Origin of the sequence: Luteococcus japonicus (assembly GCF_003752415.1) — a bacterium.
GTDB lineage: Bacteria > Actinomycetota > Actinomycetes > Propionibacteriales > Propionibacteriaceae > Luteococcus > Luteococcus japonicus.
This window is the reverse complement of the sequence record NZ_RKHG01000001.1, coordinates 2,033,917-2,057,960: the sequence shown is the minus strand read 5'-3', so window position 1 is coordinate 2,057,960 and position 24,044 is coordinate 2,033,917. Positions and strand designations below refer to the sequence as shown.

Genomic DNA, 24,044 nt, shown 5'->3' with positions numbered 1-24,044 from the left:
CCGACCTCGGTCGGGGGCCGCTCCATGTGGGATCAAGCCCAGCCCAGTTCGTGCAGCCGCTCGTCGTTGATGCCGAAGAAGTGGGCGATCTCGTGCACGACGGTGGTGAGCACCTCCTCGGCCACCTCGTCGGCATCCCGGCACATCTCCAGCGTGGGAATCCTGTAGACGAAGATCCGGTCCGGGAGCATCCCGGTGAAGTTGGCCTCCCGCTCGGTCAGCGGAATGCCCTCGTAGAGGCCCAGCAGTGTGAGGTCCTCGTCGTTGAAGTCCTCCACGATCAGCAGGCAGTTGTCCACCAGGGACATCAGCTCGTCGGGGATCTCCTCCAAGGCCTCGGCGACGAGCTCCTCGAACTCGTCGGCCCCCATCTCAACCATGGGTCCCCTCGACAGGCTCGGGGGATGGGGAGACAGGCTCGGGGGACGAGGAAGAAGGCGCGGGGGACGAGGAGACGCACCAGGCGACGAAGTCACGAACATCCTTGCCGCGTTGGGAGTGGGAGCGGTAGGTGGACGGTTCGTCAGGCCTCTCGCGGATGCGCAGTGCCTCGGCGGCCAGGGGGTGCCAGCGTTCGTCGAGTTCGTCGAGGATGTAGCGCCCGGCACCACTCTTCGAGGTCAGTTCTCCGGTGGCCAGCAGGTGGTGGAGCCGGGCGACGCCCAGGGTGCACCAGGCGATCGCGTCATCGCGGCGGCCCGCCAGCATCCACCCCAGCTTGAGTTCCTTGGCGGTGCGGCCCCAGTAGCGGTCCAGGTTCTTGCGCGAGTAGGCGAGCAGCCGGTCCTGGTCGTGGGCGATGCCCAGGCGCTGGGGGTCCCGGCCGGTGACCCGGATGCCGCGCTGGGACAGCTCGGCCCAACTGACCGGGTTCACGTCCTGCAGACCGGCCGCGGTGAAGGTTCCGGCATGGGCACAAGGCACGTGCGGGCAGTCGGCGGGGGGATGATGCAGGTCCTCCAGCACCACATGGTGTCCGTCGAAGTCATGCTCCGGGAACTCGAACCAGATCTGGGTGTGGGCCGACTCCAGGGCCTGCAGGTCATGCACTCCCGGACGCCGGGACAGAACGGCGGTGAAGTCAACGTCGGAGGATTCGAAGAACTCTCCCCAACACAGGGAGCCGCGCAGGTACAGGCCCACCAGCAGGTCCTCGGAGGTGTTGTTGAGGGCATGGGTGAAGGACGCACAGATCTGCCGCACCACCTCAGGCAGCTCGTCGTCCATGACGCTGACCCTAACGCGTGTGGGGCCCGGGTGGTCATCCCTCGGGATGAGGCCCGGACCAGCCGGGTGGTTTATGCGGGCGGACGGCTCGTGCGGGGAGTCTTGTCCACATGCATCCCGCTGTCCTGATGACCAGCCTGCTCGCCACCACCACCGCCGGATGGTGGACGTGGCGCGGGATGCGCACCGATGCCCGGAGGCTGCGCAATGCGGGGCGGATCGGACTGTTCGTCGGGCTGCTGGCCGTGACGTCGACCCTGGCCGGTGACCCCACAGCCGCCACGCTGGTGGTGTTGTTGTTGGTGATGGCCCTGGCACTGGGCTTGTTGGTGTGGAGTCCTTCCTTCCTGCCGCTGTCCATCTGGCTGGCCCTGGCCGGCGGGAGGGTGGGTGGCGCTGCTCTTCTTCGGCCACGTCGGCTACGGGGTGCTCTACCAGCGGCTGGCCCGCTCCTCGAAGCCGGACTACATCGTCACCCTGGGTACCGGTCTGATCAGGGAGCGGGTTCCGCCACTGCTGGCCGGCCGGATCGACGGTGCGCTGGACCTCTACCGTCGCGAGCGTGCCGCGGGCCGTCGCCCGCTGCTGGTGATGAGTGGCGGCAAGGGATCCGACGAGCTGGTGGCGGAGGCCGTCGCGATGGCGCGCTACGCCCTGGACAGGGGCATTCCTGCCGAGGACCTGCTGCTGGAGGACCAGTCGGCCACCACGGAACAGAACCTGCGGCTGACCACCGACGTGATGCTGGCCGATCCCCGGCTGGGCCCCGGGGCCCGTGGTGTGGCCGTCACCAGCAATTACCACGCGATGCGCGCTGCCCTGCTGGCCAGCGAGATCGGGGTGCCGGTGCAGGTGGTGGGCACCCGCACCGCCGACTACTTCTGGCCCAGCGCGATGCTGCGCGAGTTCGTCGCCGTGATGAAGGGATTCTGGCGCATGCAGGTCCTGGTCTTCTGCCTGGTCACGCTGCCGCTGCCGCTCTTCCTGGCCTGGGCGATGATGCGCTGAGCCCTACATCACGTCGCGCCGCTTGGTGCTCGACGCGACGGGTGTCGGGGCGCAAGGAACACGTGCTGGCGCACCGTGCAGGATACGGCGCGACGTGACGGGTTCAGCGGCCGATTTCGCGGCGCCGCTCCTTCACCAAGCGGCGGTTGTGCTGGGCCTGTGCCACGACGGGCCCAAGCCAGAAGACCCAGACCGCAACCAGAGGGATGAAGACCCCCAGTCGACCGCGCGTCGGTCCGGACAGGGCCACCAGGAGAACCAGCAGACCCCAGTGCGTCCACCACGGGCGCGGGGCCTCGGGTTTGGGCTGGTCCTCCCACTCGACGGGTGCCATCTCCCCGGGCTGGCCCGTGGGGGCGTAGCGGCCGGTGGCCCGCTGGTGGCCGGGGCGACGGCCGGGAAGGTCCAGGAAGAGGACGTCCAGGTCACCCTGTGTGCGGGCCGCCAGCGCGGCGGTGATCCGCTCGTCGAACTCGGCGTGCGTGATGCGTCCGGCCGCGAGGTGTTCCTGCAGCAGGGTGGCGGCATCGTCGCGTTCGGCGTCGCCGATGCGGGGTTCAGGGAGGCTCACATTCCCATTGTCGCCCACGGCCTGGCCAGCTTCCGATGGCCATGCCCCTGCAAGGGTTGCGGACTGGCGGGCACCGTGAGGGCAGCGGAAGGCACCCGGCCTTGTCAGCGGGATCATGGTCCACGTGATGGTCGTCGTTTGCGCAACGCTCGCAGGGCGTCCTGTAGAAAGGAGCCATGCGCGACGCGACCCCCGCCAGCCTGGACTGGATCACCCGCCTGTGCCCGATCGACACCACCAGCCGGGAAACCAACAAGCCGCTTGTCGAGCTTGTCTCACAGGAGTTCCGGCGGCTGGGCGTGGAGCCGCACCTGTTTGACTCGCCCGACGGCCTCAAGCAGGGCCTGGTGGCCACCATCCCCGCCGCCGACGGCGGCACCACCGGCGGCATTCTGCTGAGTGGACACACCGACGTGGTCCCCGTCGACGGGCAGGACTGGGCCAGCGCCCCCTTCGAACCGGAGGTCCGTGACGGCCGCTTCTACGGCCGCGGCACCGCGGACATGAAGGGCTACCTGGGCGTCATCATGCACCTGCTGCCCCGGATGGTGGAGGCGGAACTGGCCGAACCCATCCACCTCGCCTTCAGCTATGACGAGGAACCCGGCTGCCTCGGCGCGGCGGACATGGTGGCCGCCGTCGAGCAGCTGGGCATCGACCCCCGGGCCTGCTTCGTCGGGGAGCCCACCAGCATGCGCGTGATCCGCGCCCACAAGTCCAGCTACGCCCTGCGCGCCGTCTTCACCGGCGTCAACGCCCACTCCTCGCTCAAGCCGCAGGGCGTCAATGCCATCGAGTACGCGGGCATCCTGCTGGCCCACTGGAAGCAGGTCACCGACGGCTGGCAGGCCGACGGACCCTTCGACGGGGCCTATCCCGTGACCTGGAGCACCGGCGGCGTCAACGAGTTCCACGGCGGCACCGCGTGGAACATCGTGCCCTCCCGGGCGGAGATGGTGCTGGAATTCCGTTCCGTCGCCGCCGTCGACGACCAGGCCGTCGTCGCGGACCTGGAAGGCCTGGTTGCCGAGCTCGACCAGCGGATGAAGCAGGCCAACCCGGCCGCGGGGGCGCAGATTGAGCTGCTGAGCGGTGTCGCCGGGCTGGACACCGCCCCCGACGAGGAGGTCGTGGACCTTGCCGAGAAGCTCGGCGGACAGCGCTGCGATGACAAGGTGACCTACGGCACCGAGGCCGGCTTCTTCCAGGCCGCAGGGATTCCCACCGTCGTCTGTGGCCCCGGCGACATCGCCCAGGCCCACGCCGCGGACGAGTTCATCGAGCTCTCCCAGGTCACCGCGTGCGAGCGCTTCATGGCCTCGCTGCTGGCCGAGATGACCCGCTGAGATCCCAATTCCTACTGCTTGTAGCAGAACAGGGCCCGCGGCGGAAGTCTCAATCCCACCATGCAAGAGGGCTTGGCAGATGGCCACCTTGGGCCACACAGTATGCGCATGAATACTGCCACCGAACCCGTTGCCGACGGCCGTGGGGACCAGCCGTCGCTGAACCGGGTGATCGGCCCGGGCCTCCTGTTGCTGTTCATCATGGGAGACATCCTGGGCACTGGCGTCTACGCCCTGACCGGAAAGGTTGCCGCCCAGGTGGGCGGCATCGTCTGGCTGCCCTTCCTGGCAGCCTTCCTCGTCGCCCTGCTGACCGCCTTCAGCTACCTGGAACTGGTCACCAAATATCCCCAGGCAGCTGGTGCGGCCCTCTACACCCAGCGGGCCTTCAAGAGTCACTTCTTCACCTTCATCGTGGCCTTCACCGTGATGTGCTCCGGCCTGACCTCCTCGGCCAGCGCCTCCAAGGCCTTCGCCGGGAACCTGGCCGCCATGTTCGGCTGGGACTTCGCAGAACACGGCATCGGCCTCAAGGCCGTGGCCGGTGCCTTCCTGCTGCTGCTGATGCTCATCACGCTGCGCGGCGTCTCCGAGTCGGTGAAGCTCAACGTGGTGCTGACCATGATCGAGCTGTCCGGCCTGGCGATCGTGCTGGTCGTCGGCGTGTGGGCCATGACCCAGGGTGATGCCGACTTCAGCCGCCTCACCCAGGTCAACGTCGCCGAGGGCAAGAACGCCTTCAGCGCCGTCACCGCGGCCACCGCCCTGGCCTTCTTCGCCATGGTGGGTTTCGAGGACTCGGTGAACATGGCCGAGGAGACCAAGGACCCGGTCAAGATCTTCCCCAAGATGCTGCTGCTGGGCCTGTGCCTGACGGGCGTGGTCTACGTGCTGGTGGCCATCACCTCGGTCTCGCTGGTCTCGCCGGACAAGCTGGGTGAAGGATCCACCCCGCTGCTCCAGGTGGTCCAGGTGGGTGCCCCGCACTTCCCGACGGGCGTCTTCGCCGGCATCACGATGTTCGCCGTCTCCAACACCGCGCTGCTCAACATGCTGATGGCCTCGCGGCTGCTCTACGGCCTGGCGCACGAGGGTGTGCTGCCGCGTTCGCTGGGCAAGGTGAGCGAGAAGGGCCGTACGCCCTGGGTGGCCATCATCTTCACCACGCTGCTGGCCCTGGGCCTCGTCTGGTTCAGCAACCTGACCGCACTGGGTGGCACCACCGCCCTGCTGCTGCTCTGCGTCTTCACCGTGGTCAACATCGCCGTACTGGTGCTGCGCAAGGACAGCAAGGAGACCAAGCACTTCACCACGCCGACGGTGATGGCGGTGCTCGGCGCCATCAGCGCCGCCTTCCTGGCCAGCCCGCTGTCCGGCCGTGCCAGCAGCGACTACAAGGTGGCCGGCTGGCTGCTGCTGGTGGGCCTGGTGCTGGGTGCCCTCACCTTCGCCATCAACAAGTTCGTCTACCACCAGGAGACGAGGATCCGCGACGTCGAGCACCTGGGCGACGTGGAATGGGAGGCCGAATACCCCGTCGCAGAGGTACCGCCGCTGCTGGACGTCCTGCGCAAGCACGACGAGGACGGCCCCACTCGCTGAGCCGACCTTCGCAGGGGCCGCACCGGAAGTGACCGGTGCGGCCCCTGTCTGCGTCTCCGCGGGCTTCAGATCCAGCCGTTGTCGGTGGCAACCCGAGCGGCCTCCACCCGGTTCTCCGTCCCGGTCTTGCCAATCGCCGACGACAGGTGGTTGCGCACCGTGCCGGGGGACAGGTGCACCTGCTGGGCGATCCGCGCCACGGAATCCCCGTCGCGGGCCAACCTGAGCACCTCGCGCTCCCGGTCCGTGAGTGGGTTGGGACCGCCCAGCAGGGAGGCCTCGGCCAGGGCCGGGTCGACGACGCGCAGGCCGGCGGCCACCCGTCGGACCGCCTCCGCGAGCTGCTCGGCGGGGGCGTCCTTCACGATGAAGCCCGAAGCACCCGCCTCCAGGGCCTGGCGCAGGTAGCCGGGGCGGTCGAAGGTGGTCACCACCAGCACCCGCACCCCCGGCAGTTCCCGTCGCACGGCGGCGGTGGCCTGCAGTCCGTCGAGGCCGGGCATCTGGATGTCCAGCAGGCACACCTCGGCGCCGCTGGCTCGGGCGGCGTCCACCACTTCGTCGCCGCGGCCCACCTGGGCCACCACCTCGAGGTCGCCCTCCAGTTCCAGCAGGGCACCCAGTGCGCCGCGCACCAGCGCCTGGTCATCGGCCAGCAGCACCCTGGTCACCACGCCACCTCCACCTTCACGCCGCCCAGTTCGCCATGTCCGACGCCCAACTCGCCACCGGCTGCCGCGACCCGTTCGTGCATGCCGCGCAACCCATTGCCGTCGTGCGGCGTCCCGGTCAAGCCGTCACCATCATCCTCCACCACCAGGCGTCGGGCAGAGATGGTCACCCGCACCTGGCTCGCGTGGGCGTGGCGCAGCACATTGGTCACCGACTCGCGCAGCACCCAGCCCAGGACCAGAGCCATCGGACCCGTCGGGGCATCCGGGTTGCCGTCGACGACCAGTTCCACGTCGCTGTCCTGAAGGGCGCTCCGTGCCTGGGCCAGTTCGTCGGCGAGGCTCGACGAACGTTCCATGGAGACGGTGCGCCGCACATTTCCCAGCGCCTCCGCGACAATCGCCCGGGTCTCGGTGAGCTCCGTGTGGGCGCGGCCGGGGTCGGCCTCCAGCAGCCGGTCGATGAGCTGCAGCTTGAGGTTGACGACGGTCAACGAGTGCCCCAGCAGGTCATGCACGTCGGAGGCGATCCGGTTGCGTTCCTCCACCACCAGCAGGCGACGTTCGCGCGCCTCGTCCGCCATGCCCTTGTCGATCATCCAGGTCACCAGCCAGCCGACCACCAGGATCAGCACGCCCGCCAGCAGGACGCTGACGCTGTCCGAGGTCACGCCGTAGGCGAGGGCGACAAGGAGTGCGACGGCCAGCGTCGCCACGCCCACCCACCTGTTGACCGGCGTCCACAGCCCCCAGACGGCGGCTGCGGTGAGGAAGGGGACATAGCCCATCGCCGCGGCGCCCAGCACCGGGACGCTCGCCACCGCGACGGCCACCAGCCCCGCGAAGATCACCACCTGCAGCCAGTGGCGGTTCTCGGGTACGTGCAGGCCCAGCCTGCGCAGCATCGCGAGGTAGCCGATGACGAACAGGCCCATCAGGGCGAAACCGACGGCCCGGTCGGCAGCCGGCCGGGTGAGCAGGCCGCTGACCGGGTAGACGAGGAAGACCAGCCAGATGCCCGACATCGTCATGCTGATGACGTCGACGGGGCCTTCCTTGGCGGTGGGCGACGTCACTGGCGCGTTCGGGCGCGACGCAGCCCCAGCAGGGCCAGCGCGACGAAGACGAGCGTCCATGCCCCGAGGTTAGCCAGCAGCACCCACAGTGCGTCGGAGCCCGGCGTCTCGGGTCCGGTCTGCACCAGACTGCCCTCCAGCTGAGGCCAGCGGACCAGACCGATGTAGCCGTACATCGGGGTGACGTGCGCCAGCTTGAGCATGAACCCGTCCAGCGGGGTGAAGACATTGCCCAGGAAGGCCAGGAAGACCAGCGACGAGCTGGCCAGGCCCACCGCCGTCTCGGACTTGAACAGCAGGCCCATGCCCAGGCCGTAGGCAGCGAAGAGGGCCGCTCCGGCCAGGGAGATCAGGAAGGTCCACAGCCACACCTGCCAGCTGTCGGCCCGCGCGCCGGTCTGCCAGCCCACACCGAAGACCAGGGCCTGCGCGATCATCGCGACGACCGTCGCCACGGCCACCTTGTTGCCCACCACCGATGCGCTGCTGGCCCGGGTCAGGGCAAGTTGACGGCCCCAGCCGAGCATCGACTCGGTGGCCGACATGGACGAGATGCTGACCGCCGCCGTCGCCGCACCGTAGGCAGCCATCGAGGTCATCACGTAGAACTTGGTGTTGGCATGCCCGGACATCGAATCGCCATAGGGCATGTTCGCGCCGAACAGCACGTACATGAAGCTGGGCATCGCGAAGGTGAACGCGATCGTCGGGATGCTGCGCAGTTGCCTCAACAGGTCGATGCGAATGTAGGTGGCGTTCACGTCACTTCTCCTGGGTGAGGGCGAGGAAGGCGGATTCGAGGGTGGGCGCCTCGATCACGAGGTCGTGGGCTCCGGACTCCAGCAGGTGGCGGGCGACGGCGTCTGAGCCGAGCGCGGTGAGGCTGACCCGGCTGCCGTTGACCTCGATGCCGGTCACGCCGGGCAGGGCGCGCAGGGCAGCCAGCTGTGGGTCGCCCTCGGTCAGGGGGTGGGGGAAGCTGGCGGCCAGGCTGCGGCCGGAGGTCATGGCCTGCACCTCGGCGACGGGACCGTCGGCCAGCAGGCGTCCCTTCCCGATCAGGATGATGCGTTGTGCGAAGTCCTGCGCCTCTTCGAGGTAGTGGGTGGCGAAGACGATGGTGCGGCCCGCGCGGGCCTGTTCCCGCATGGAGGCCCAGAAGTCGCGTCGGGCGCCGACGTCCATGCCGGCGGTGGGCTCGTCGAGCACCAGCAGGTCAGGATCGGTGAGCAGCGCCAGCGCCATCTTGATCCGCTGCTGCTCGCCACCGGAGCACTTGCTGACGCGCCGGCCGGCCAGGGCGGTGAGCTTGGCCTGTTCGAGCACCTCGTCGACGCGGTCCGGGACCCTCTGCAGGGCGGCGATGCTGGTGAGGGTCTCGCGCACGCTGAGGTCCCGCAGCAGGCCGCCGGTCTGCATCACGGCGCCGATCCGCCCGGCCTGCACGGCCCGTCGCGGGGTGGTGTCGAAGACGCGGACGGTGCCGGAGGTGGGCTCGGTCAGGCCGAGCACCATGTCGATGGCGGTGGTCTTGCCGGCGCCATTGGGGCCGAGGAGGGCGACGATCTCGCCGGGCTCGATGGTGGTGGTCAACCCGTCGACGGCCTTGACCGGGTGGGTGCGTGGGCCGAAGTGCTTGTGCACGTCGACGAGTTCGATGCTTGCCATGTGACAAGCCTCGCGGCAGACGGGTGGTCCGCTCTCGACCGGACGTCATGACCTCGCCATGACATGTGTCACGGCGGCCGAGCAGCTACTCGTCGGCCGAGCCTGTCGAGGCCCCTCAGGCCGTGGTGGCCCTCACCGCCGCGAGCACCGAGGCCTGCGCGTCGCCGGGAGTGGTGGGCAGCAGGGGGATGCCCATCGTGTTCATCACGCGCTGCATCCCGTCGCCCATGTGGTCCACGACCACGGCCTGGATGCCCTGCTCCTTGAGGAAGCGCACGATCCGGGCGTGGTGGGAACCGTGGGTGCCGGCGTCGTGGGACTCGTCCCAGGCCACCTCGTGGATCTGCCAGGCGGTGACCTGCGGGCCGTCGGCCCCGGGCTGGACGTCGGCGACGCCGATCCAGTGGGCCTTGCCCCAGGCGGCTGCGGACTGTCCATCGGCGGTGGTTGGAGTTGCGATGATCATGCCCCCATCCTCCTCCTGACGGGTACGCGTCGTGAGGGCGCCCCTGCGACAGGCATCTCGTGGGGTACGCCGTGCGATCCGACGGGAGACCTGCACAGGCTCAGTCGTAGGCGTGGGCCACGGCGTGGACGGTGTGGCTGAACTCGGCCTGCACCTCGTCGTGGTGCTTGTGGGTGGCAAGGCTGACCAGCCACGCCACGAGCAGGGCGGCCAGGAAGCCGGGCAGGATCTCGTACACGTCGAAGATGTGGCCCGGGCCCCCCTTCACGTTGCCGAACCAGGCCACCACCAGGGCACCGGTCACCATGGAGGCCAGCGCACCCTGGGTGGACAGGCGACGCCAGAACAGGCTGAGCAGGATCACCGGCCCGAAGGAGGCCCCGAAACCGGCCCAGGCGAAGGCCACCAGGGCGAGGATGGTGTCATTCTGCGTCCACGCCATGGCACCGGCGATCACGGAGACCACCAGCACGGCCATCCGGCCCAGCATGACGTGGTGCCCGTCGGAGCGGTCGGTCTTGTTGAGGGCCTTGTAGATGTCCTCCACCAGCGCCGAGGAGGTCACCAGCAGCTGGCTGGAGACCGTCGACATGATGGCGGCCAGCACCGCCGCCAGCATGAAGCCGGCCACCAGCGGGTGGAAGAGGATCTGGCCCATCTTGATGTAGACGGTCTCCGGGTCCTCCAGCTTCAGGCCCTGCTTCTGGTACCAGGCCGCGCCCACCAGGGCCGTCGCGATGGCGCCACCGACGGCGAAGAGCATCCAGCCGATGCCGATCCGGCGCCCGGCGCGGGCCTCGGCGGTGGAGCGAAGGGCCATGAAGCGCACGATGATGTGCGGCTGGCCGAAGTAGCCCAGGCCCCAGGCCAGGGCGGAGATGATGCCGATCAGGGCCATCTGCGTCATCGGGTGCGGGAGCAGCGCCATCCGGTCCAGCCCGGCGGTTGCGTCGGAGGCCTTGACCAGGCTGCTGACCTCGTCGAAGCCCCCCAGCTTGACCAGCCCGACGATGGGGACGGCGATCAGGGCGAGGGCCATCATCAGTCCCTGCACGAAGTCGGTGTAGCTGACGGCCAGGAAACCGCCGAACAGGGTGTAGGCGATGGTCACTCCCGCCACGATGAGCATGCCAACCCGGTAGTCCAGCCCGAAGCTGGACTGCATGAAGACGCCACCGGCCACCATGCCGGAGCTCACGTAGAAGGTGAAGAAGACCAGGATGATCAGGCCGGAGACGATCCGCAGCAGCCGGCTGGAGTCCCGCAACCGGTTCTCCAGGAAGCTGGGCACGGTGATGGAGTCATTGGCCACCTGCGTGTAGGCGCGCAGCCGCGGCGCGACGAACTTCCAGTTGAGCCAGGCACCGGCGGTCAGGCCGACGGCGATCCACGCCTCCCGCAGCCCCGTCGCGTAGATGGCGCCGGGCAGTCCCATCAGCAGCCAACCGGACATGTCGGCGGCGCCCGCGGAGAGCGCGGCGACAGCCGGGTGCAGGTCCCGTCCGCCCAGCATGTAGTCGTTCAGGTTGCTGGTCCGGCGGTAGGAGTACCAACCGATGAACAGCATGCCGGCCATGTAGATGACCATGGCGACGGTCTGGAAGGCGGTGTCGCTCACAGTGGTGCCTTTCGATGCGACGAGGGGACGCCGCACGATATCGCGCACGCGTCCTCGGCGGGGTACGGTCCACGGCCGCGAGTATGCTCGCCCGGGTGAGCGTCGACTTCGAATACCTGGGGATCCGTGGCGGGCAACGCGTCGAGTACCACGAGGCGTGGGCGCACCAGCGCGAGGTGCACGCCCGGGTGGCCGCCGACGAGATGCCCGGCCAGGTGCTCTTCGTCGAGCACGACGCCGTCTACACGGCCGGCAAGCAGACACTGCCGGCCGAGCGCCCCTTCGACGGCACCCCCGTCGTCGACGTCGACCGCGGCGGCAAGATCACCTGGCACGGCCCAGGCCAACTGGTGGGCTACCCCATCATCAAGCTGCCGGACCGGGTGGGCGTCGTCGACCACGTGCGACGGGTGGAGCAGGCCGTGATCGACGTGCTGGCGCAGTACGGGATCATGGCCGGCCGCGTCCCCGGCCGCACCGGCGTCTGGCTCCCGGCCGACGACCCGGACTTCGTCGCGCCCGTCGCCACCGGACCGCACCACGCGAAGAGCGTCGAGCGGACCGGCCACTTCACCCCCGGTGCCCTGCAGATCGCCAGCGTCGAGGGCCAGACGGCTGCCGTGCCATCCCCCGGACGGCAGGGCCGTCCGGAGCGCAAGATCTGCGCGATCGGGATCCGGGTCACCAGGCGCACCACCATGCACGGCTTCGCGTTGAACATCAGCAATGACAGCGCGGGCTTCGACAACATCGTCCCGTGCGGCATCGCCGACGCCACGGTCACCAGCATGGCCGACGAGCTGGACGGCCCCGCGCCCAGCCTGCTGGAGGTGGCCGAACGACTGGAGCCGCTGCTGGACACCCACCTTTCACGAGAAGGTAACCTGACAAGGTGACTATCGCTCCTGAAGGCCGCAAGCTGCTCCGCGTCGAGGTCAAGAACTCCCAGACCCCCATCGAACGCAAGCCGTCCTGGATCAAGACGACGGCGACGATGGGCCCGGAGTACCGGGACCTGCAGAACCTGGTCAAGGGTGAGGACCTGCACACCGTCTGCCAGGAGGCGGGCTGTCCCAACATCTTCGAGTGCTGGGAGGACCGCGAGGCCACCTTCCTGATCGGGGGGGACCAGTGCACCCGTCGCTGCGACTTCTGCCAGATCGAGTCCGCCAAGCCGGAGGGTTATGACACCGCCGAGCCCGTGCGCGTGGCCGAGAGCGTCAAGAAGATGGGCCTGAAGTACGCCACGGTCACCGGCGTCTGCCGCGACGACCTCGAGGACGAGGGAGCCTGGCTGTACGCGGAGACGATCCGCAAGATCCACGAGATGAACCCCGGCGTCGGCGTCGAGATGCTGGCCCCGGACTTCAGCGGCAAGAAGGAATTCCTGGACCAGCTCTTCGAGGCGAGGCCCGAGGTCTTCGGCCACAATGTCGAGACGGTGCCGCGCATCTTCAAGCGCATCCGTCCCGGCTTCCGTTACGAGCGCTCGCTCGAGGTGCTCACCACGGCTCGCGAGGCCGGGCTGGTCACCAAGTCCAACCTGATCTTGGGCATGGGTGAGACGCGTGAGGAGATCAGCCAGGCGATGCAGGACCTGCACGACGCCGGCACCGAGCTGCTGACCATCACCCAGTACCTGCGTCCCAATGTCACCCTGCTGCCGATCGACCGCTGGGTGACCCCGCAGGAATTCGACGAGCTTGCCGAGGAGGCCACCGAGATCGGCTTCAGCGGCGTGATGAGCGGCCCGATGGTCCGCTCCTCCTACCGCGCCGGCAGGCTCTACCGACAGGCCATCGCAGCGCGAGGCTAGTCACGACACGGCAAGGCACACACCGTTCCTGGGGAGGACGATAGATGAGCGAGACCGACGGCGGGGAATCGGGCGGCTTCGAGTTGGTGCTGAAGGAGCGCGACGACAAGCAGGCCATCTACGAGACATGGGTGACGCTGAGCCAACAGGCCCACGGATTCCACCGTTACGAGATCGACAAGGGCGTCTGCCACCGGATCGACAAGAGCCGGGTCTCGGACTGCGACATGTCGATCGCCAATCGGATTGCTGGCGCGATCACCCGGGCCTACCGCGAGCGGGGCGAGCTTCCGGAGCGGATCACCCGCGAGTACTGGTGACTGTCGAGGTCACCGGGCCTTCATCGCCAGGTCCGTGCCCCGGTTGAACTCGTCGCTGCCCATCGGGCGGCTGAGCAGCCAGAAGGCACCGGCCAGGACGAGGTAGGCCACGCCGATGGCCACCAGCAGCGCCCGGGACAGTCCGCTGTCCGGGATCACAGCGGCCGCGAGTACCGCGGCCAGCACGATGGCGGCGTTGAACAGTCCGTCGTAGATCACGAAGATGCGGCCCTTGTACTCGTCGTCGACGTGGGCCTGGACAACGGTGTCGATGCAGATCTTCACCGACTGCGCGAACCAGCCGATCAGGAAGCTGGCCACCACCAGCGGCCAGCGGCTGAGCACCTGGCCCGGGCCAAGTTGGATGACGGCGCTGGCCAGCAGCAGGGCGACGACGGTTCCGCGCATTCCCAGCCGGTGCGCCAGCGGCGGCACCAGCACCACGGACAGCGCGAAGCCCACCCCGCTGGCACCCATCCAGGCGCCGATGTCGGCCATGGCGCCGTTGACGTCGGCGGCGGCGTGGAGGTGGTTGCGGAAGAGCACCAGCACGCTGACCAGGGTCAGGCCGTAGAGCACCCGCTGGACGGTGATGGTGGCCAGGCCCAGCAGCGCGGGGCGTCGGTGCACCAGGTGTTGCCCGGCGTCGTGCAGGGCGGCGAGGGTCTGTGCGAAGCGGGTGCGTGGTGCGGGCTCCAGCGGCCCCAGGTCCTTGCTGCCCAGCCGCGACGCGATGGTGCACGAGGTGGCCCACATGGCCGCGGCGCAGCAGAAGACCACCGCATCGGCGATGGTGACGGGCCATGGTGAGAGGAAACGGGCGAGGCCGGCCAGGGCACCACCGACGAGAACGCCCACCGGTCCGATCATCGGCATCACGGCCGAGGCGGTGAGGAATTCGTCGTCGTCGATGGTGTGCTGCAGCCCGGCCGCAAGCCCGGCCAGCACGAAGCGGTTGAGGGCCAGGGCCACCATCAGGCAGCCGAAGAGCACGGTGGCGACGGCGGGGGCGGTGGACCCGCTGGCGATCATTCCCGCGATGACCAGCGCGAGCACCGTGCGCGTGGCGTCCACGACGACGGTGACCGTGCGGCGGGACCAGTGGTCCAGCAGACCGCTGACGAAGGGTCCGACGATGCTGAAGGGCAGCAGGGTGATGGCGAACATGGCGGCGATGGCCCAGGCATTGGGCTGCTGCGCCGGGTTGAACAGGATGTGGCTTGCCATGCCGATCTGCAGGGTGCCGTCAGCGCACTGCGTCAGCGCGCGGATGGTGAACAGCTTGCGGAAGTGGTCGTGGCGCAGCAGGCGCCGCAGGTCCCGTACAAGGTTCACCCGGCGATGCTACCCGTCCTTGCTCGGCGCTCTTGGCCGCGCTGGTTCAATGGCTGCATGAGCACGCCTGCACTCTTCCGTCCCATTCAGCTCGGATCCCTCACGGTGCGCAACCGCGCCTGGGTCTCTCCCATGTGCCAGTACTCCGTCGAGCAGCGCGACGGCGTGGTCAACGACTGGCACCTGGTCCACTACGGAAGTCTCGCGGCCGGCGGATTCGGGCTGGTCGTCGTGGAGGCGACGGGGGTCAGCCCCGAGGCCCGGATCAGCCCCTGGGATGCCGGACTGTGGAATGACCAGCAGGCCACCGCATGGCGTCGGGTGACGGACTTCGCGCACGCCCAGGGTGCCGCCATCGGGGTCCAGCTGGCGCACGCGGGCCGCAAGGCGTCGACGAACCGCTGGTGGCCCGGGGAGGAGGCCCGTAACATCCCGGCCGACGAGGGCGGGTGGACACCGGTGGGCCCCACCACGGAGCGTGGGGCGGGTGAGGAATTCACCTCCGAGGTACAGGCTCTCGACGAGGCCGGGATCCAGGAGGTGATCGACGACTTCGCTGCCGCGGCGGTCCGGGCCAAGGAGGCCGGCTTCGACCTCGTCGAGGTGCACGCCGCCCACGGCTACCTGCTGCACCAGTTCTACTCGCCGCTGTCCAACACCCGCACCGACCAGTGGGGCGGTAGCTGGGAGAACCGCACCCGGTTGCTGCTGGCCGTCGTCGACGCCATCCGGCAGGTGTGGACGGGCGCGCTGGCGGTGCGGATCTCCGCGACGGACTGGACCGACGGCGACTGGACCGACGGCGACTGGACCGACGGCGGCTGGGACGGTGAGGACTCGGCGCAGCTGGCCATCGAGCTGCGCGAGCACGGGGTGGACCTGGTGGACGTCTCCACGGGTGGGCTGGTGATGGCAAGGATTCCGGTCGGGCCCGGCTACCAGGTGCCCTACGCGGAGCAGGTGCGCAGCGAGTCGGGCGTCGTGACCAGCGCCGTCGGCATGATCACCGAGCCGGAGCAGGCCGAGCAGATCATCGCCGAGGGACGCGCCGACGCGGTGATGCTGGCCCGTCAGGCCTTGCGGGAGCCGGGTTGGCCGCTCCGTGCCGCCCACGAGTTGGGCCTGCCCGCGGACCAGGCGCCGTGGCCGCCCGCCCGTTGGCGCGGCGTCTGGCGCTGACGGACCACACCGGCGCGGTTGCGGACAACACCTGGCACAACACCGCCCTGATGGGCTGGCGTCCATGGGAACTGGGGAAGCTGTGGTGCCGGGCCTGCTGGATGCGATGCGTGGCGGCTGCCACCTGGCGGGGTGGCTGCTGACGGCCGAGGTGCGGGCCAGGGTACTTGAACTCATCGGCGATGTGTCACCGAATCCCTCTGTGGGTGAGGACTACGGGCGGGAGCTGTGGTCCATCTGCTGGTGTCGCCTCGCGAACTGGCCCGGGCGAGGGGGCGACGTGCTCGGCCGCGTTGCCCGAGCGGTGCTGCGGGATGTGGAGGAGCAGCAGTGGGGCGGTTCGGTCCTGCTGGGCAGCGCCGTCGAGGGCCTTGTCGCACCGGTGCGGCGTGCGCCGGAAGAGCTCCTGCGCGACGCCCGTCGCCGCGGGATTCTGCGGACTGACCAGTGCAGACTCCTGATCCAGGTGGATGTCATTGGCATGTCCTGCAGCGAACTGGCCCGCCGCGATGGCGGTGACGAGGTGCGTCTGCGGCGGCAGCGACGCACAGCGCTCGCGGCGCTGGCGCGGGATCCCGGAATGCGGGGCACAGGTGGATGGCTGGCAGCCGGCTGAGAGCAGCGCCAGCCCGCCCCGCGTGATTGAGCGTTAAGTTATCAATTCCACATCAAAATCTCAGATTTTTGCCGGGTTTGGGCACGTGCACCACGTCAGAGGTGAGATAGTGGGTGCATCACCTGTTGAGCGCCCATGACGGCCCCCGGGTGGTCCATATTCGCCCTGGGGGTTGCTGGGGGTGACCAGCAGCCCCCAGGTGCCTCTTTTTGAACGAACAAACCCCCCCTGGTCGGTGCCTCCGGCTCGACCGCCGCAGCCAAACCAGAGAGCTTTCGAGGGGGCTGGCTGCCACCATGGCAATCACCCCCGCATTTGCTCTCTGCCTTTGCTGGTCGGTCAGGCCACCTTCCGGCCCCGGCGCGATCCCCACCATTGGTCACCCCGCTGGATCATCGCCACCAGGCAGCGCTCGGTCTCCGGCCAGTCGTGCACCACCTGCTGGTAGGTCAGGCGCACGACGATGTAGCCCATCGCCCGGAGTGTGAGGTCCCGTGCCCGGTCCTTCTGGTAGTTCTCCTCGCCGGTGTGGTGTTCGCGGCTGTCCACCTCGATGACCAGCCGCTCACCTACCAGGAAGTCCACCCGGCCCACGCCGGGGATCTCCACCTGTGGGGTCAGCTGCACCCGTCGGCTCCTGAGCCGGTAGCGGACCATGGTCTCCGTGCCTGACTCTGCACGGTCGGTCTTGTCCAGGACCACCTCCTTGCCGGGTGCATGACGCAGGGCTCGCAACAACTCGTGTCTCGTCATCAGGTTGCGGTGGAGCAGGGAGTCGCAGACCACCAGGAAGCCCTCCAGGGACAGGCAGTTCCACGCCGTACGCAAGGCCATGGCGAGATCATCGACGGCCTGTTCCGGCGCCACGTCCAGCTTGCTGTGCCAGGCCTGGCACCGCTTCAGCCCCGCGGGCAGCGACCCCACCCGGTTGTGGTCCATGCGCGTGTGCACAACCCCAGCCGTGACGTCCCATGCGCCGTGGTGGGCGAGGGCAGACGCGCAGGCCAGGGCGCCGCCTGACCGCACGGCGCGCAGCACCCTCTCGTCGGCCAGCGGGGTGGCGTACCACCCTTGCCTGATCCGGGTCAGGTGCCCCTTCTCCACGGCGCGACGGATCCCGTCCCGGGTCCACCCTGCGGCCAACAATTCCTTGGTCCGGACGACGTGGTCCGGCAGCACGATTTCCTCCATGCCCTGCAGTGTTGATGCGGGGCCCCGAAAATTTTCAGCCATCCACAGGCAGCCCCTCACCAGGACCCCTGTGGATGGCGTCGGCCCAGCCAAAACAGAGAGCAAGCGGGGGGATGACTGCCACAGAGGAAATCTGCCCCCTCCCTTCCTCTCTGTTTTGGCTGCCGGGGCGGGGCGGGGCGGGGGGTGGGGTCTGGAGTGGAGACGTGCGGGGCGAGGGCGACGACAGGTCAGGTCTAGGGTGGGCGCATGCCCAGCCAGCGCCAGGAAGACGCCCGTCGCCGCATCGAACTGTCCGAGCAGGCCGTCCGGGCAGAGGCGGAAGCGGCACAGAAGCTGATCGACGTCTTCGTCGCCGAGGCCAACCGCCGCGGCATCCGCCCCGAGCCACTCCGGGCGACGTTGATGTCCGGCCCGGTCGTCAAGACCGACAAGCAGGGCTGGTACCTGCGCAAGAACCGCTCCATCGCCATCGGCACCGACGGGGGCTACTACGTGCTCACCGTCCCCGGCGGGACCGCGGCCCGCTTCACCGGCGTGAGGCTGACGGCCTCCCCGCCGCCACTGGTGGTGGGACGGGGAGGCCGCGACGGCGAGACCGGAGACCTCACCGAATTCCTGGGCTGGCGCCTGGACGCCGGCAACGCCTGATCACTCCTCGGCCAGCGCCTCCGTCGGGGTGGCGCTCGCGGCGCGTCGTCCCGGCAGTACCGACGCCAGCGAGGCGGACAGCACCGCGATGGCGATCAGACCCAGTGTCATCGGCCAGTTGATGCCGAACTGCATCGGCGCCTCGATGGAAGCCTGGCGCAGCACCGACCGGATGCCCAGCCAGCCGAAGAAAGCACCGGCCAGGGTGCCCACCAGGACACCGGCCAGGCCCAGCATCAGGGCCTCCACCAGCAGCATCACCCGCAGCGAGCCCTTCTGCATGCCCAGTGCCCGCAGCAGGGCGGATTCCCGGCTGCGCTCGATCACGCTCAGCCCGAGCGTGTTGCTGACGCCGATCAGGGCGATCAGCACGGCCACGCCCAGCAGGCCGGTGGTGATCATCATCAGGATGTTCAGCACGCGCTTGATCATGAAGGCGTTCATGGCCGAGCCGCTCACCCAGACCTCACCGTTCTGGGACATCCGGTCCAGCTGGGTCATGGTGGTGCCCATGTCCTCCAGGTCGGCCATCTTCATCCACACCAGTTGCGGGCTGGGCTTGGCGACGAGCTTGCGCATCGTGTCGGGGCTGACGACCGCCATGCCTCCCTCGAGGGCCTTGGACGGGGTACCGGTCAGTGTGACGGTCTGGCCGTTGCCCTTCAGGGTGACCTTCGTGCCCGCCTTGTACTGCTTGGGAAGCAGCACCCGGTCATCGCCCAAGGACGAGGGGACGACGTCGGTGATGCGACGCATCTGCGGGTCCAGCGCCACCACGGTGGAGACATGGACCGCGTCGGTGCTGGTGACGGCTCCGCCGGACATCGTGGCTCGCGCCGTGACATTGCCCACCGAGTCCAGCTTGTCCAGGTTCTGCTGGCTGATGCCGGTCTGTGCGTCCTTCTCCGTCGAGCCGAAGCCGTTGGCCGCCACGGTGACGTCGACGGGGTAGGTGTTGGCGATCTCCTTCAGCACCGTCTTCTCCGCCGTCGCGGATCCCACCTGCAGGGTGATGATCAGCCCGCAGGCCAGGATCAGGGCGCTGGCAGTGGCCGCCGCACGCTTGGGATTGCGCACGGTGTTGATGGCGGCCAGTCGCGGCGTGGCGCCGAACAGACCGAAGACCTTTCCCATCAGCCGCAGCACCGTCGGGATGAACAGCACCGCCCCGAAGAGCACGCCGATGGCGATCAGGATGGCGCCCAGCAGTGCGGAGACGATCGGCCCGCGCAGCACGGAGACACCGTCGCCCACCGGGGCGTCCAGCGAGTACCAGGCCAGCCCCGCTCCCACCAGCACGAAGGCACCGCAGATGATGGCGCGCACCACCGACGCCCTGCGCTGCTGCTCGCTGGTGGCAACCGGCTGCAGCGCCTCCAACGGGGCGACGCGGGTGGCACGCAGCGCCGGCAGGATGGCGGCCAGCACCGTGAGCAGGATTCCCAGGGCGAACTCGACGGCCAGTTCCGTCCACGGGAAGCTCAGGCCCCAGTAGGTGGCCCTGGTGAACGTGGCGCCGGCCCAGGCCATGCCGGTGCCCAGCACCAGACCCAGGGCGGACCCGAGGGTGCCCAGCAGGACGGCCTCGGCCAGGAAACGGCGCCGCACCTGGGAGCCGGTGGCGCCAACGGCCCGCAGCAGGCCGATCTGGCGGCGTCGCTGGGCCAGCAGGATGGTGAAGGTGTTGGCGATGATGATCAGCCCCACCAGAGCCGCGATGGCGCTGAAGGCCCACAGCATGTACTTCATCACGTCGAACTCGCCGGTGACCTCCTTCACCGATGCGGACTGCGCATCCTTGCCGGTGCTGATCTCCAGGTTCTTGCCGTCCTCGCCGGCGTAGGACTGCTCGTCGGGACCCACCACGAGTGGTGCGACGGCACTGCGGACCTGGTCCAGGGTGGCGGCGGGATCACCGTCGACGTCGACCAGCCAGTCGGCGTAGTTGACCTGCTCCCGGGCGGCGGCCTCGAAGGCGGTGCCGGACAGGTAGGCCACCTGGAAGAAGATGCTCGGCGCGTCATCGGTGGTGCCGCTGACCGTCAGGGGCTGGCCCCCGACGTCGACGCTGTCCCCGACGCGAACCCCGAGCCTTTCGGCCAGCTGGCTGGACAGGGCGATCTGGTTGGCGGCCGTCGGCCAGGCCCCCTCCGCCAGCGGGGCCCACCGGAAGCGCTCGTCGGGCACCACGAAGGCCTGGGTGTGGACGGTGCGAGTCTCGGAGCCGATCGGCAGGTAGTTGCCACTGCTGCGTTCTGCCAACTTCACGCCCGGGACCTTGGCGATGGCCTCGGTGATCTGCTGGCCGGTGACACCGCGCTTGCCCTGGTTGATGTGCACCACGATGTCGGCCCTGGAGGTGGTCAGGGCCATCCCCTTGCCCATGGCGTCCTGCTGGGTGGTGATGAAGACGGACACCGCCGCCATGAAGCCGATGCTGATGGCGATGGCGACCAGCGTCGCGATGATGCGCCCCGGGTGGTAGCGCACTTCCTTTGCTGCGTCGCGGAACATCAGGCCTCCACGCGGGACAGGGCGGCGTTGACGTCGTCGGCGGTGGGACGGGCGATGTCGTCGACGATCTGGCCGTCGAGCAGGATCAGGGCCCGGTCCGCGTAGGCGGCGGCCTTGGCGTCGTGGGTGACCATGATGATGCTCTGGCCCAGTTCGTCGACGCAGCGTCGCAGGTAGTCCAGCAGCGCCGTGCCGGTCTTGGAGTCCAGGGCGCCGGTGGGTTCGTCGGCGAAGATCACGTCGGGACGGGTGATCATGGCGCGGGCCACGGCGACGCGCTGCTGCTGGCCGCCGGACAACTCGCTGGGACGGTGGTTGAGGCGCTCGGTCAGGCCGAGGGAGTCCACGAGCTGGGAGAAGAAGGCCTGGTCCGGCTTCTTGCCGGCCAGTTCCAGCGGCAGCAGGATGTTCTGCTTCGCGGTCAGGGTGGGCAGCAGGTTGAAGGACTGGAAGACGAAACCGACGCGCTCCCGGCGGAAGAGGGTGAGCTGCTTGTCGTTGAGGGCGTTGAGCTCCTTGCCACCCAGCACCACCCGGCCCGCGGTGATCTTGTCCAGCCCGGCCAGGCAGTGCATCAGGGTGGACTTGCCGGAGCCCGAGGGGCCCATGATGGCGGTGAAGGAGCCCCGGGCGAAGGAGACGTTGACGCCGTCGAGGGCGGTCACCAGGGTCTTTCCGGAGCCGTAGACCTTGCGCAGGTCGATGGTCTGGGCCACCAGTTCCTGCTGCGCGGTGGGCGGGGGGACGACGGGCTGAGCCATGACAGAGGGCCTTTCAGGACAGGAATGGGCCAGTTCTCTGACCCGACGGCCTCAGCCTAGGAATTGCCCTTGTCAGCGGGCATCCGTCACCGGTCCCGTCCCGCGCGGGCCATCTACACCCACGGGATGATGAGCCTCTGCCCCCGGTGTGGCCCACGGGCCGAACCTGGGCTCAGGCCTCCCAGCGACCGGCGGCCAGGTCCACGAACCAAGTGAACAGGGCCCTGGCCTGTTCACCGGCCGGACTGTCCGCGGCACTCATCATCTCGGGATGCCACTGCACGGCCACCAGGTCGAACTCATCACCGGTGTACTCGACGGCCTCCACGGCACCATCGGCGGCGCGGGCCGCGACGGCCAGCCCGGGGGCCACCCGGTCGACGACCTGGTGGTGGAAGGAGTTCACCGTGGTCTGGGCAAGGTGCCAGGCCTCGTCGAGGAAGCTGTCGGGCTCGACGGTGATGCCATGCGCGGCCACGGCGGGATTCGCCTCCATCATGTGGCGCTGGGTGCTGCCCGAGTGTGAGATGTCCTGGTGCAGGCTTCCACCCAGGAAGGTGTTGGTGACCTGCAGACCCCGGCAGATGCCCAGGACCGGCATGCCTGCGGCTCGGGCCAGGCGCAGCGCCTCGAACTCGAAGGCGTCGCGCGTCGGGTTCGGAGCGCCACACTCCGTGCGGGGCTCGGCGCCATAGAGCAATGGATCGACGTCCTGCCCGCCGGCCAGCACCAGGGCGTCGACGAGGCTCAACTGGTCGGCGAGCAGGGACAGGTCCCTGGACGGGGTGATCAGGACCGGGACACCGCCGGCGGCCGCGATCGAGCGGGGATAGTCCTCATTGAGGGTGACCCGGGGATATCCGGGAAACAGGTAGTGGCGGTCAAGCTCCACATTGGTGATGATGCCAATCACGGGACGGTTGCTCATCGCTTCTCCTCAGCGGCTCGACGGTAGGCACCCAGCTTCCACGGAATGTACAACGCGACCGGAAGCACGACGTAGCCGATCAGCATGGCCCACACCGCCCACTGGTTGGTGCCTCCGTCCGGGGTGCTGAACTGGCCCACCCAGTCGAAACGCACCATCAGGAAGATCGATGCGGCCAGGGCCACAAGCGGCACCACGACGTCAAGCACCACATTGCGATGGACCTCATGGGTGTGGTGGCGGGACCGCCCCAGGTAGAAGATGACGACCGCGACCGGCACCACCAGGAACTGGATGAACCGGCTGACCGAGCTGATGACCATGATGCCGCGCATGGAGTAGCCGAAGGCCATGGGGATGGCGATGGCCACGAGGGCCGTGAGCAGGAAGGCGACGTAGGGGACGCCACGCCCCGAGGTGCGGCTGATGACCGCGGGAACCATCTGCCGACGGCTCATCGCGTCGAAGATGCGGGGAGTGCTGAAGCTGGCCGCCACGTTGATCCCGAACATGCTCAGCACCGCACCCAGGACGATCAGGTTGCGAATGACCGGATTGTTGAAGGCGCTGGCCAGGATCACCGGCTCGGTGGAGGTGAGCAGGCCCTGGGGATTGATCATCATCGTCACACCGACGACACCCACATAGATGGCCATCACAATGCCGACGCCCAGCGGGATGGCTCGGGGGAGGTTCCGTTCGGGCCGGTCCATCTCGCTCGCCGCCGTCGCGACCGACTCGAAACCGGTGTAGGCGTAGAAGGCACTCAACACGGCCCCGACGAAGACGGTGGTGTCCATGCCCGGGATCATGGCGGACCCGTCGGGATTCGTGAGGTGGCGCAACTCGTCGAAGTGATTGCCCCCGGTGCCCAGGATCACCAGACCGGCGACGACCGCCAGCAGCAGCGCCAGGACCTTGCCCATCGTGGAGACATTGTTGAACCACTTGGTGATGCCGGTGCCGGCCAGGTTGATGGCGAGCAGGACGGCCATCAGGACGATGAAGCCGACGGTGATGTTCGTCTGCGTGACGGCTGCCTTCCCGCCGAAGATCCCCAGCACGGTGGTGACCACCGCGGTGGCCATCACTCCCCAGGCGATGGCGCCGGCCATGAAGCGGGTGATCCCCACATAGAAGCCGATGTCATCACCGAAGGCGACGCGGGCATAGGCGAAGGAGGAACCGTTCTCACTGACATAGCGGGCGGCCGCCGCGAAGGTGACGGCGAGCACACCGGCGAAGACCCCGGCCAGCACGTAGACCAGCGGGGTCCAGGTGCCGGCCACCTTGATGACGCCCGCGGGTGACAGGAAGATACCGGTGCCGATGATCCCATTGATGGTCAACAGGACGATCGACCAGAAGCCGAACTTGCTGGGACCGGCCTGTCGCAACGGATTGAAGGAGCGCGTGGATGCCATGCCTCCATGGTGGGGTCTGAACGGCCTGCGGGTGGGCCGATCTTGCCATGCGGGTG

General features: G+C 68.6%; 23 protein-coding genes and 1 pseudogene. 9 read left to right on the top strand and 15 right to left on the bottom strand.

Going from position 1 to position 24,044, the window contains the following annotated elements:
- Positions 1-32: 32 nt before the first annotated feature.
- Entirely contained in the window at positions 33-380 is a 348-nt protein-coding gene (locus EDD41_RS09880) for a metallopeptidase family protein (RefSeq protein ID WP_094763656.1), read from the bottom strand.
- Positions 373-1,227 (bottom strand): aminoglycoside adenylyltransferase domain-containing protein, encoded by an 855-nt coding sequence (locus tag EDD41_RS09875; protein ID WP_123575782.1) that lies wholly within the window; start codon positions 1,225-1,227, stop codon positions 373-375. Before EDD41_RS09875 ends, EDD41_RS09880 begins: the two co-directional genes overlap by 8 nt.
- A gap of 390 nt (positions 1,228-1,617) precedes the next feature.
- Here EDD41_RS09875 and EDD41_RS09870 point away from each other — a divergent pair, with 390 nt between their 5' ends.
- Positions 1,618-2,235: a YdcF family protein gene (locus tag EDD41_RS09870; protein ID WP_123575781.1), complete on the top strand. Its 618-nt coding sequence runs from the start codon at positions 1,618-1,620 to the stop codon at positions 2,233-2,235.
- Positions 2,236-2,338: 103 nt separating this feature from the next.
- Here EDD41_RS09870 and EDD41_RS09865 read toward each other — a convergent pair whose 3' ends face one another.
- Positions 2,339-2,806 carry a DUF1707 SHOCT-like domain-containing protein gene (locus EDD41_RS09865; RefSeq protein WP_211336627.1) on the bottom strand — a complete coding sequence of 156 codons (468 nt, stop codon included), beginning with the start codon at positions 2,804-2,806 and terminating at the stop codon, positions 2,339-2,341.
- Positions 2,807-2,982: 176 nt separating this feature from the next.
- Here EDD41_RS09865 and argE point away from each other — a divergent pair, with 176 nt between their 5' ends.
- On the top strand, positions 2,983-4,152 hold the full coding sequence (argE, locus tag EDD41_RS09860; RefSeq protein ID WP_123575779.1) for an acetylornithine deacetylase: 1,170 nt from the start codon (positions 2,983-2,985) through the stop codon (positions 4,150-4,152).
- Between the two features lie 108 nt (positions 4,153-4,260).
- The gene (locus EDD41_RS09855; protein WP_123577003.1) at positions 4,261-5,754 is read left to right on the top strand and encodes an APC family permease; all 1,494 of its coding nucleotides are present in this window, start codon (positions 4,261-4,263) and stop codon (positions 5,752-5,754) included.
- Positions 5,755-5,819: 65 nt separating this feature from the next.
- On the opposite strand, the gene EDD41_RS09850 is transcribed toward EDD41_RS09855, so the two are convergent.
- From EDD41_RS09850 to putP, 6 genes are all read right to left on the bottom strand, one after another.
- Positions 5,820-6,428 carry a response regulator transcription factor gene (locus tag EDD41_RS09850; protein WP_094763651.1) on the bottom strand — a complete coding sequence of 203 codons (609 nt, stop codon included), beginning with the start codon at positions 6,426-6,428 and terminating at the stop codon, positions 5,820-5,822.
- Positions 6,422-7,501, bottom strand: coding sequence for a sensor histidine kinase (locus EDD41_RS09845; RefSeq protein WP_123575778.1), 1,080 nt, complete (start codon positions 7,499-7,501; stop codon positions 6,422-6,424). Before EDD41_RS09845 ends, EDD41_RS09850 begins: the two co-directional genes overlap by 7 nt.
- Positions 7,498-8,262, bottom strand: coding sequence for an ABC transporter permease (locus EDD41_RS09840; RefSeq protein WP_123575777.1), 765 nt, complete (start codon positions 8,260-8,262; stop codon positions 7,498-7,500). Before EDD41_RS09840 ends, EDD41_RS09845 begins: the two co-directional genes overlap by 4 nt.
- Before the next feature lies 1 nt (position 8,263).
- Positions 8,264-9,169, bottom strand: coding sequence for an ABC transporter ATP-binding protein (locus tag EDD41_RS09835; RefSeq protein ID WP_123575776.1), 906 nt, complete (start codon positions 9,167-9,169; stop codon positions 8,264-8,266).
- A 115-nt stretch (positions 9,170-9,284) separates the two neighbouring features.
- A complete protein-coding gene (locus tag EDD41_RS09830) occupies positions 9,285-9,635 on the bottom strand; it encodes a NifB/NifX family molybdenum-iron cluster-binding protein (RefSeq protein ID WP_123575775.1) in 351 nt (116 codons plus the stop codon).
- Positions 9,636-9,735: 100 nt separating this feature from the next.
- On the bottom strand, positions 9,736-11,253 hold the full coding sequence (gene putP, locus EDD41_RS09825) for a sodium/proline symporter PutP (RefSeq protein WP_179110568.1): 1,518 nt from the start codon (positions 11,251-11,253) through the stop codon (positions 9,736-9,738).
- A 95-nt stretch (positions 11,254-11,348) separates the two neighbouring features.
- On the opposite strand from putP, the gene lipB reads away from it, so the two are divergent.
- The 3 genes from lipB to EDD41_RS09805 are packed head-to-tail and all read left to right on the top strand — an operon-like array spanning position 11,349 to position 13,389.
- Positions 11,349-12,149 (top strand): lipoyl(octanoyl) transferase LipB, encoded by an 801-nt coding sequence (lipB, locus tag EDD41_RS17535; protein ID WP_245995607.1) that lies wholly within the window; start codon positions 11,349-11,351, stop codon positions 12,147-12,149.
- Entirely contained in the window at positions 12,146-13,069 is a 924-nt protein-coding gene (gene lipA / locus EDD41_RS09810) for a lipoyl synthase (RefSeq protein WP_123575774.1), read from the top strand. The genes lipB and lipA overlap by 4 nt, the downstream gene beginning before the upstream one ends.
- Positions 13,070-13,113: 44 nt before the next feature.
- Positions 13,114-13,389, top strand: a complete 276-nt coding sequence (locus EDD41_RS09805) for a hypothetical protein (RefSeq protein WP_094763645.1) — start codon at positions 13,114-13,116, stop codon at positions 13,387-13,389.
- Between the two features lie 9 nt (positions 13,390-13,398).
- Here EDD41_RS09805 and EDD41_RS09800 read toward each other — a convergent pair whose 3' ends face one another.
- Positions 13,399-14,724: an MFS transporter gene (locus EDD41_RS09800; protein WP_123575773.1), complete on the bottom strand. Its 1,326-nt coding sequence runs from the start codon at positions 14,722-14,724 to the stop codon at positions 13,399-13,401.
- Between the two features lie 57 nt (positions 14,725-14,781).
- Between EDD41_RS09800 and EDD41_RS09795 the strand changes: the two genes are divergently transcribed.
- Complete coding sequence (locus EDD41_RS09795; protein ID WP_123575772.1) at positions 14,782-15,903, top strand: NADH:flavin oxidoreductase/NADH oxidase; 1,122 nt, start codon at positions 14,782-14,784, stop codon at positions 15,901-15,903.
- Between the two features lie 64 nt (positions 15,904-15,967).
- A complete protein-coding gene (locus EDD41_RS09790; RefSeq protein ID WP_143813854.1) occupies positions 15,968-16,519 on the top strand; it encodes a hypothetical protein in 552 nt (183 codons plus the stop codon).
- 339 nt (positions 16,520-16,858) lie between these two features.
- On the opposite strand, the gene EDD41_RS09785 is transcribed toward EDD41_RS09790, so the two are convergent.
- Complete coding sequence (locus tag EDD41_RS09785; RefSeq protein ID WP_170165316.1) at positions 16,859-17,710, bottom strand: type IV toxin-antitoxin system AbiEi family antitoxin domain-containing protein; 852 nt, start codon at positions 17,708-17,710, stop codon at positions 16,859-16,861.
- Positions 17,711-17,959: 249 nt separating this feature from the next.
- On the opposite strand from EDD41_RS09785, the gene EDD41_RS09780 reads away from it, so the two are divergent.
- Positions 17,960-18,361: a hypothetical protein gene (locus EDD41_RS09780; protein ID WP_123575769.1), complete on the top strand. Its 402-nt coding sequence runs from the start codon at positions 17,960-17,962 to the stop codon at positions 18,359-18,361.
- Here the strand turns inward: EDD41_RS09780 and EDD41_RS09775 are convergent, their stop codons facing one another.
- The 4 genes and pseudogenes from EDD41_RS09775 to EDD41_RS09760 all read right to left on the bottom strand — a co-directional run bounded on the left by EDD41_RS09775 (position 18,362) and on the right by EDD41_RS09760 (position 23,988).
- Positions 18,362-20,875, bottom strand: coding sequence for an ABC transporter permease (locus EDD41_RS09775; RefSeq protein WP_123575768.1), 2,514 nt, complete (start codon positions 20,873-20,875; stop codon positions 18,362-18,364). It lies immediately after the preceding gene.
- Positions 20,875-21,645, bottom strand: a pseudogene (locus EDD41_RS09770) (ABC transporter ATP-binding protein); the annotation flags it as partial. The pseudogene EDD41_RS09770 and the gene EDD41_RS09775, both read right to left, overlap by 1 nt.
- A 163-nt stretch (positions 21,646-21,808) precedes the next feature.
- Positions 21,809-22,564 (bottom strand): gamma-glutamyl-gamma-aminobutyrate hydrolase family protein, encoded by a 756-nt coding sequence (locus tag EDD41_RS09765; RefSeq protein ID WP_123575766.1) that lies wholly within the window; start codon positions 22,562-22,564, stop codon positions 21,809-21,811.
- Positions 22,561-23,988, bottom strand: a complete 1,428-nt coding sequence (locus EDD41_RS09760; protein WP_123575765.1) for an APC family permease — start codon at positions 23,986-23,988, stop codon at positions 22,561-22,563. The genes EDD41_RS09765 and EDD41_RS09760 overlap by 4 nt, the downstream gene beginning before the upstream one ends.
- Positions 23,989-24,044 lie beyond the last annotated feature (56 nt).

Bases quoted from the DNA above. Each gene is read 5' to 3' on its own strand.
- EDD41_RS09765 (WP_123575766.1), bottom strand. From the start codon at position 22,564: ATGAGCAACCGTCCCGTGATTGGCATCATCACCAATGTGGAGCTTGAC.
- EDD41_RS09780 (WP_123575769.1), top strand. From the start codon at position 17,960: ATGCCCAGCCAGCGCCAGGAAGACGCCCGTCGCCGCATCGAACTGTCC.
- EDD41_RS09880 (WP_094763656.1), bottom strand. From the start codon at position 380: ATGGTTGAGATGGGGGCCGACGAGTTCGAGGAGCTCGTCGCCGAGGCC.
- EDD41_RS09785 (WP_170165316.1), bottom strand. From the start codon at position 17,710: ATGGAGGAAATCGTGCTGCCGGACCACGTCGTCCGGACCAAGGAATTG.
- EDD41_RS09875 (WP_123575782.1), bottom strand. From the start codon at position 1,227: ATGGACGACGAGCTGCCTGAGGTGGTGCGGCAGATCTGTGCGTCCTTC.
- EDD41_RS09830 (WP_123575775.1), bottom strand. From the start codon at position 9,635: ATGATCATCGCAACTCCAACCACCGCCGATGGACAGTCCGCAGCCGCC.
- EDD41_RS09790 (WP_143813854.1), top strand. From the start codon at position 15,968: ATGGGAACTGGGGAAGCTGTGGTGCCGGGCCTGCTGGATGCGATGCGT.
- EDD41_RS09855 (WP_123577003.1), top strand. From the start codon at position 4,261: ATGAATACTGCCACCGAACCCGTTGCCGACGGCCGTGGGGACCAGCCG.
- EDD41_RS09835 (WP_123575776.1), bottom strand. From the start codon at position 9,169: ATGGCAAGCATCGAACTCGTCGACGTGCACAAGCACTTCGGCCCACGC.
- argE (WP_123575779.1), top strand. From the start codon at position 2,983: ATGCGCGACGCGACCCCCGCCAGCCTGGACTGGATCACCCGCCTGTGC.
- EDD41_RS09795 (WP_123575772.1), top strand. From the start codon at position 14,782: ATGAGCACGCCTGCACTCTTCCGTCCCATTCAGCTCGGATCCCTCACG.
- EDD41_RS09775 (WP_123575768.1), bottom strand. From the start codon at position 20,875: ATGTTCCGCGACGCAGCAAAGGAAGTGCGCTACCACCCGGGGCGCATC.
- EDD41_RS09805 (WP_094763645.1), top strand. From the start codon at position 13,114: ATGAGCGAGACCGACGGCGGGGAATCGGGCGGCTTCGAGTTGGTGCTG.
- EDD41_RS09760 (WP_123575765.1), bottom strand. From the start codon at position 23,988: ATGGCATCCACGCGCTCCTTCAATCCGTTGCGACAGGCCGGTCCCAGC.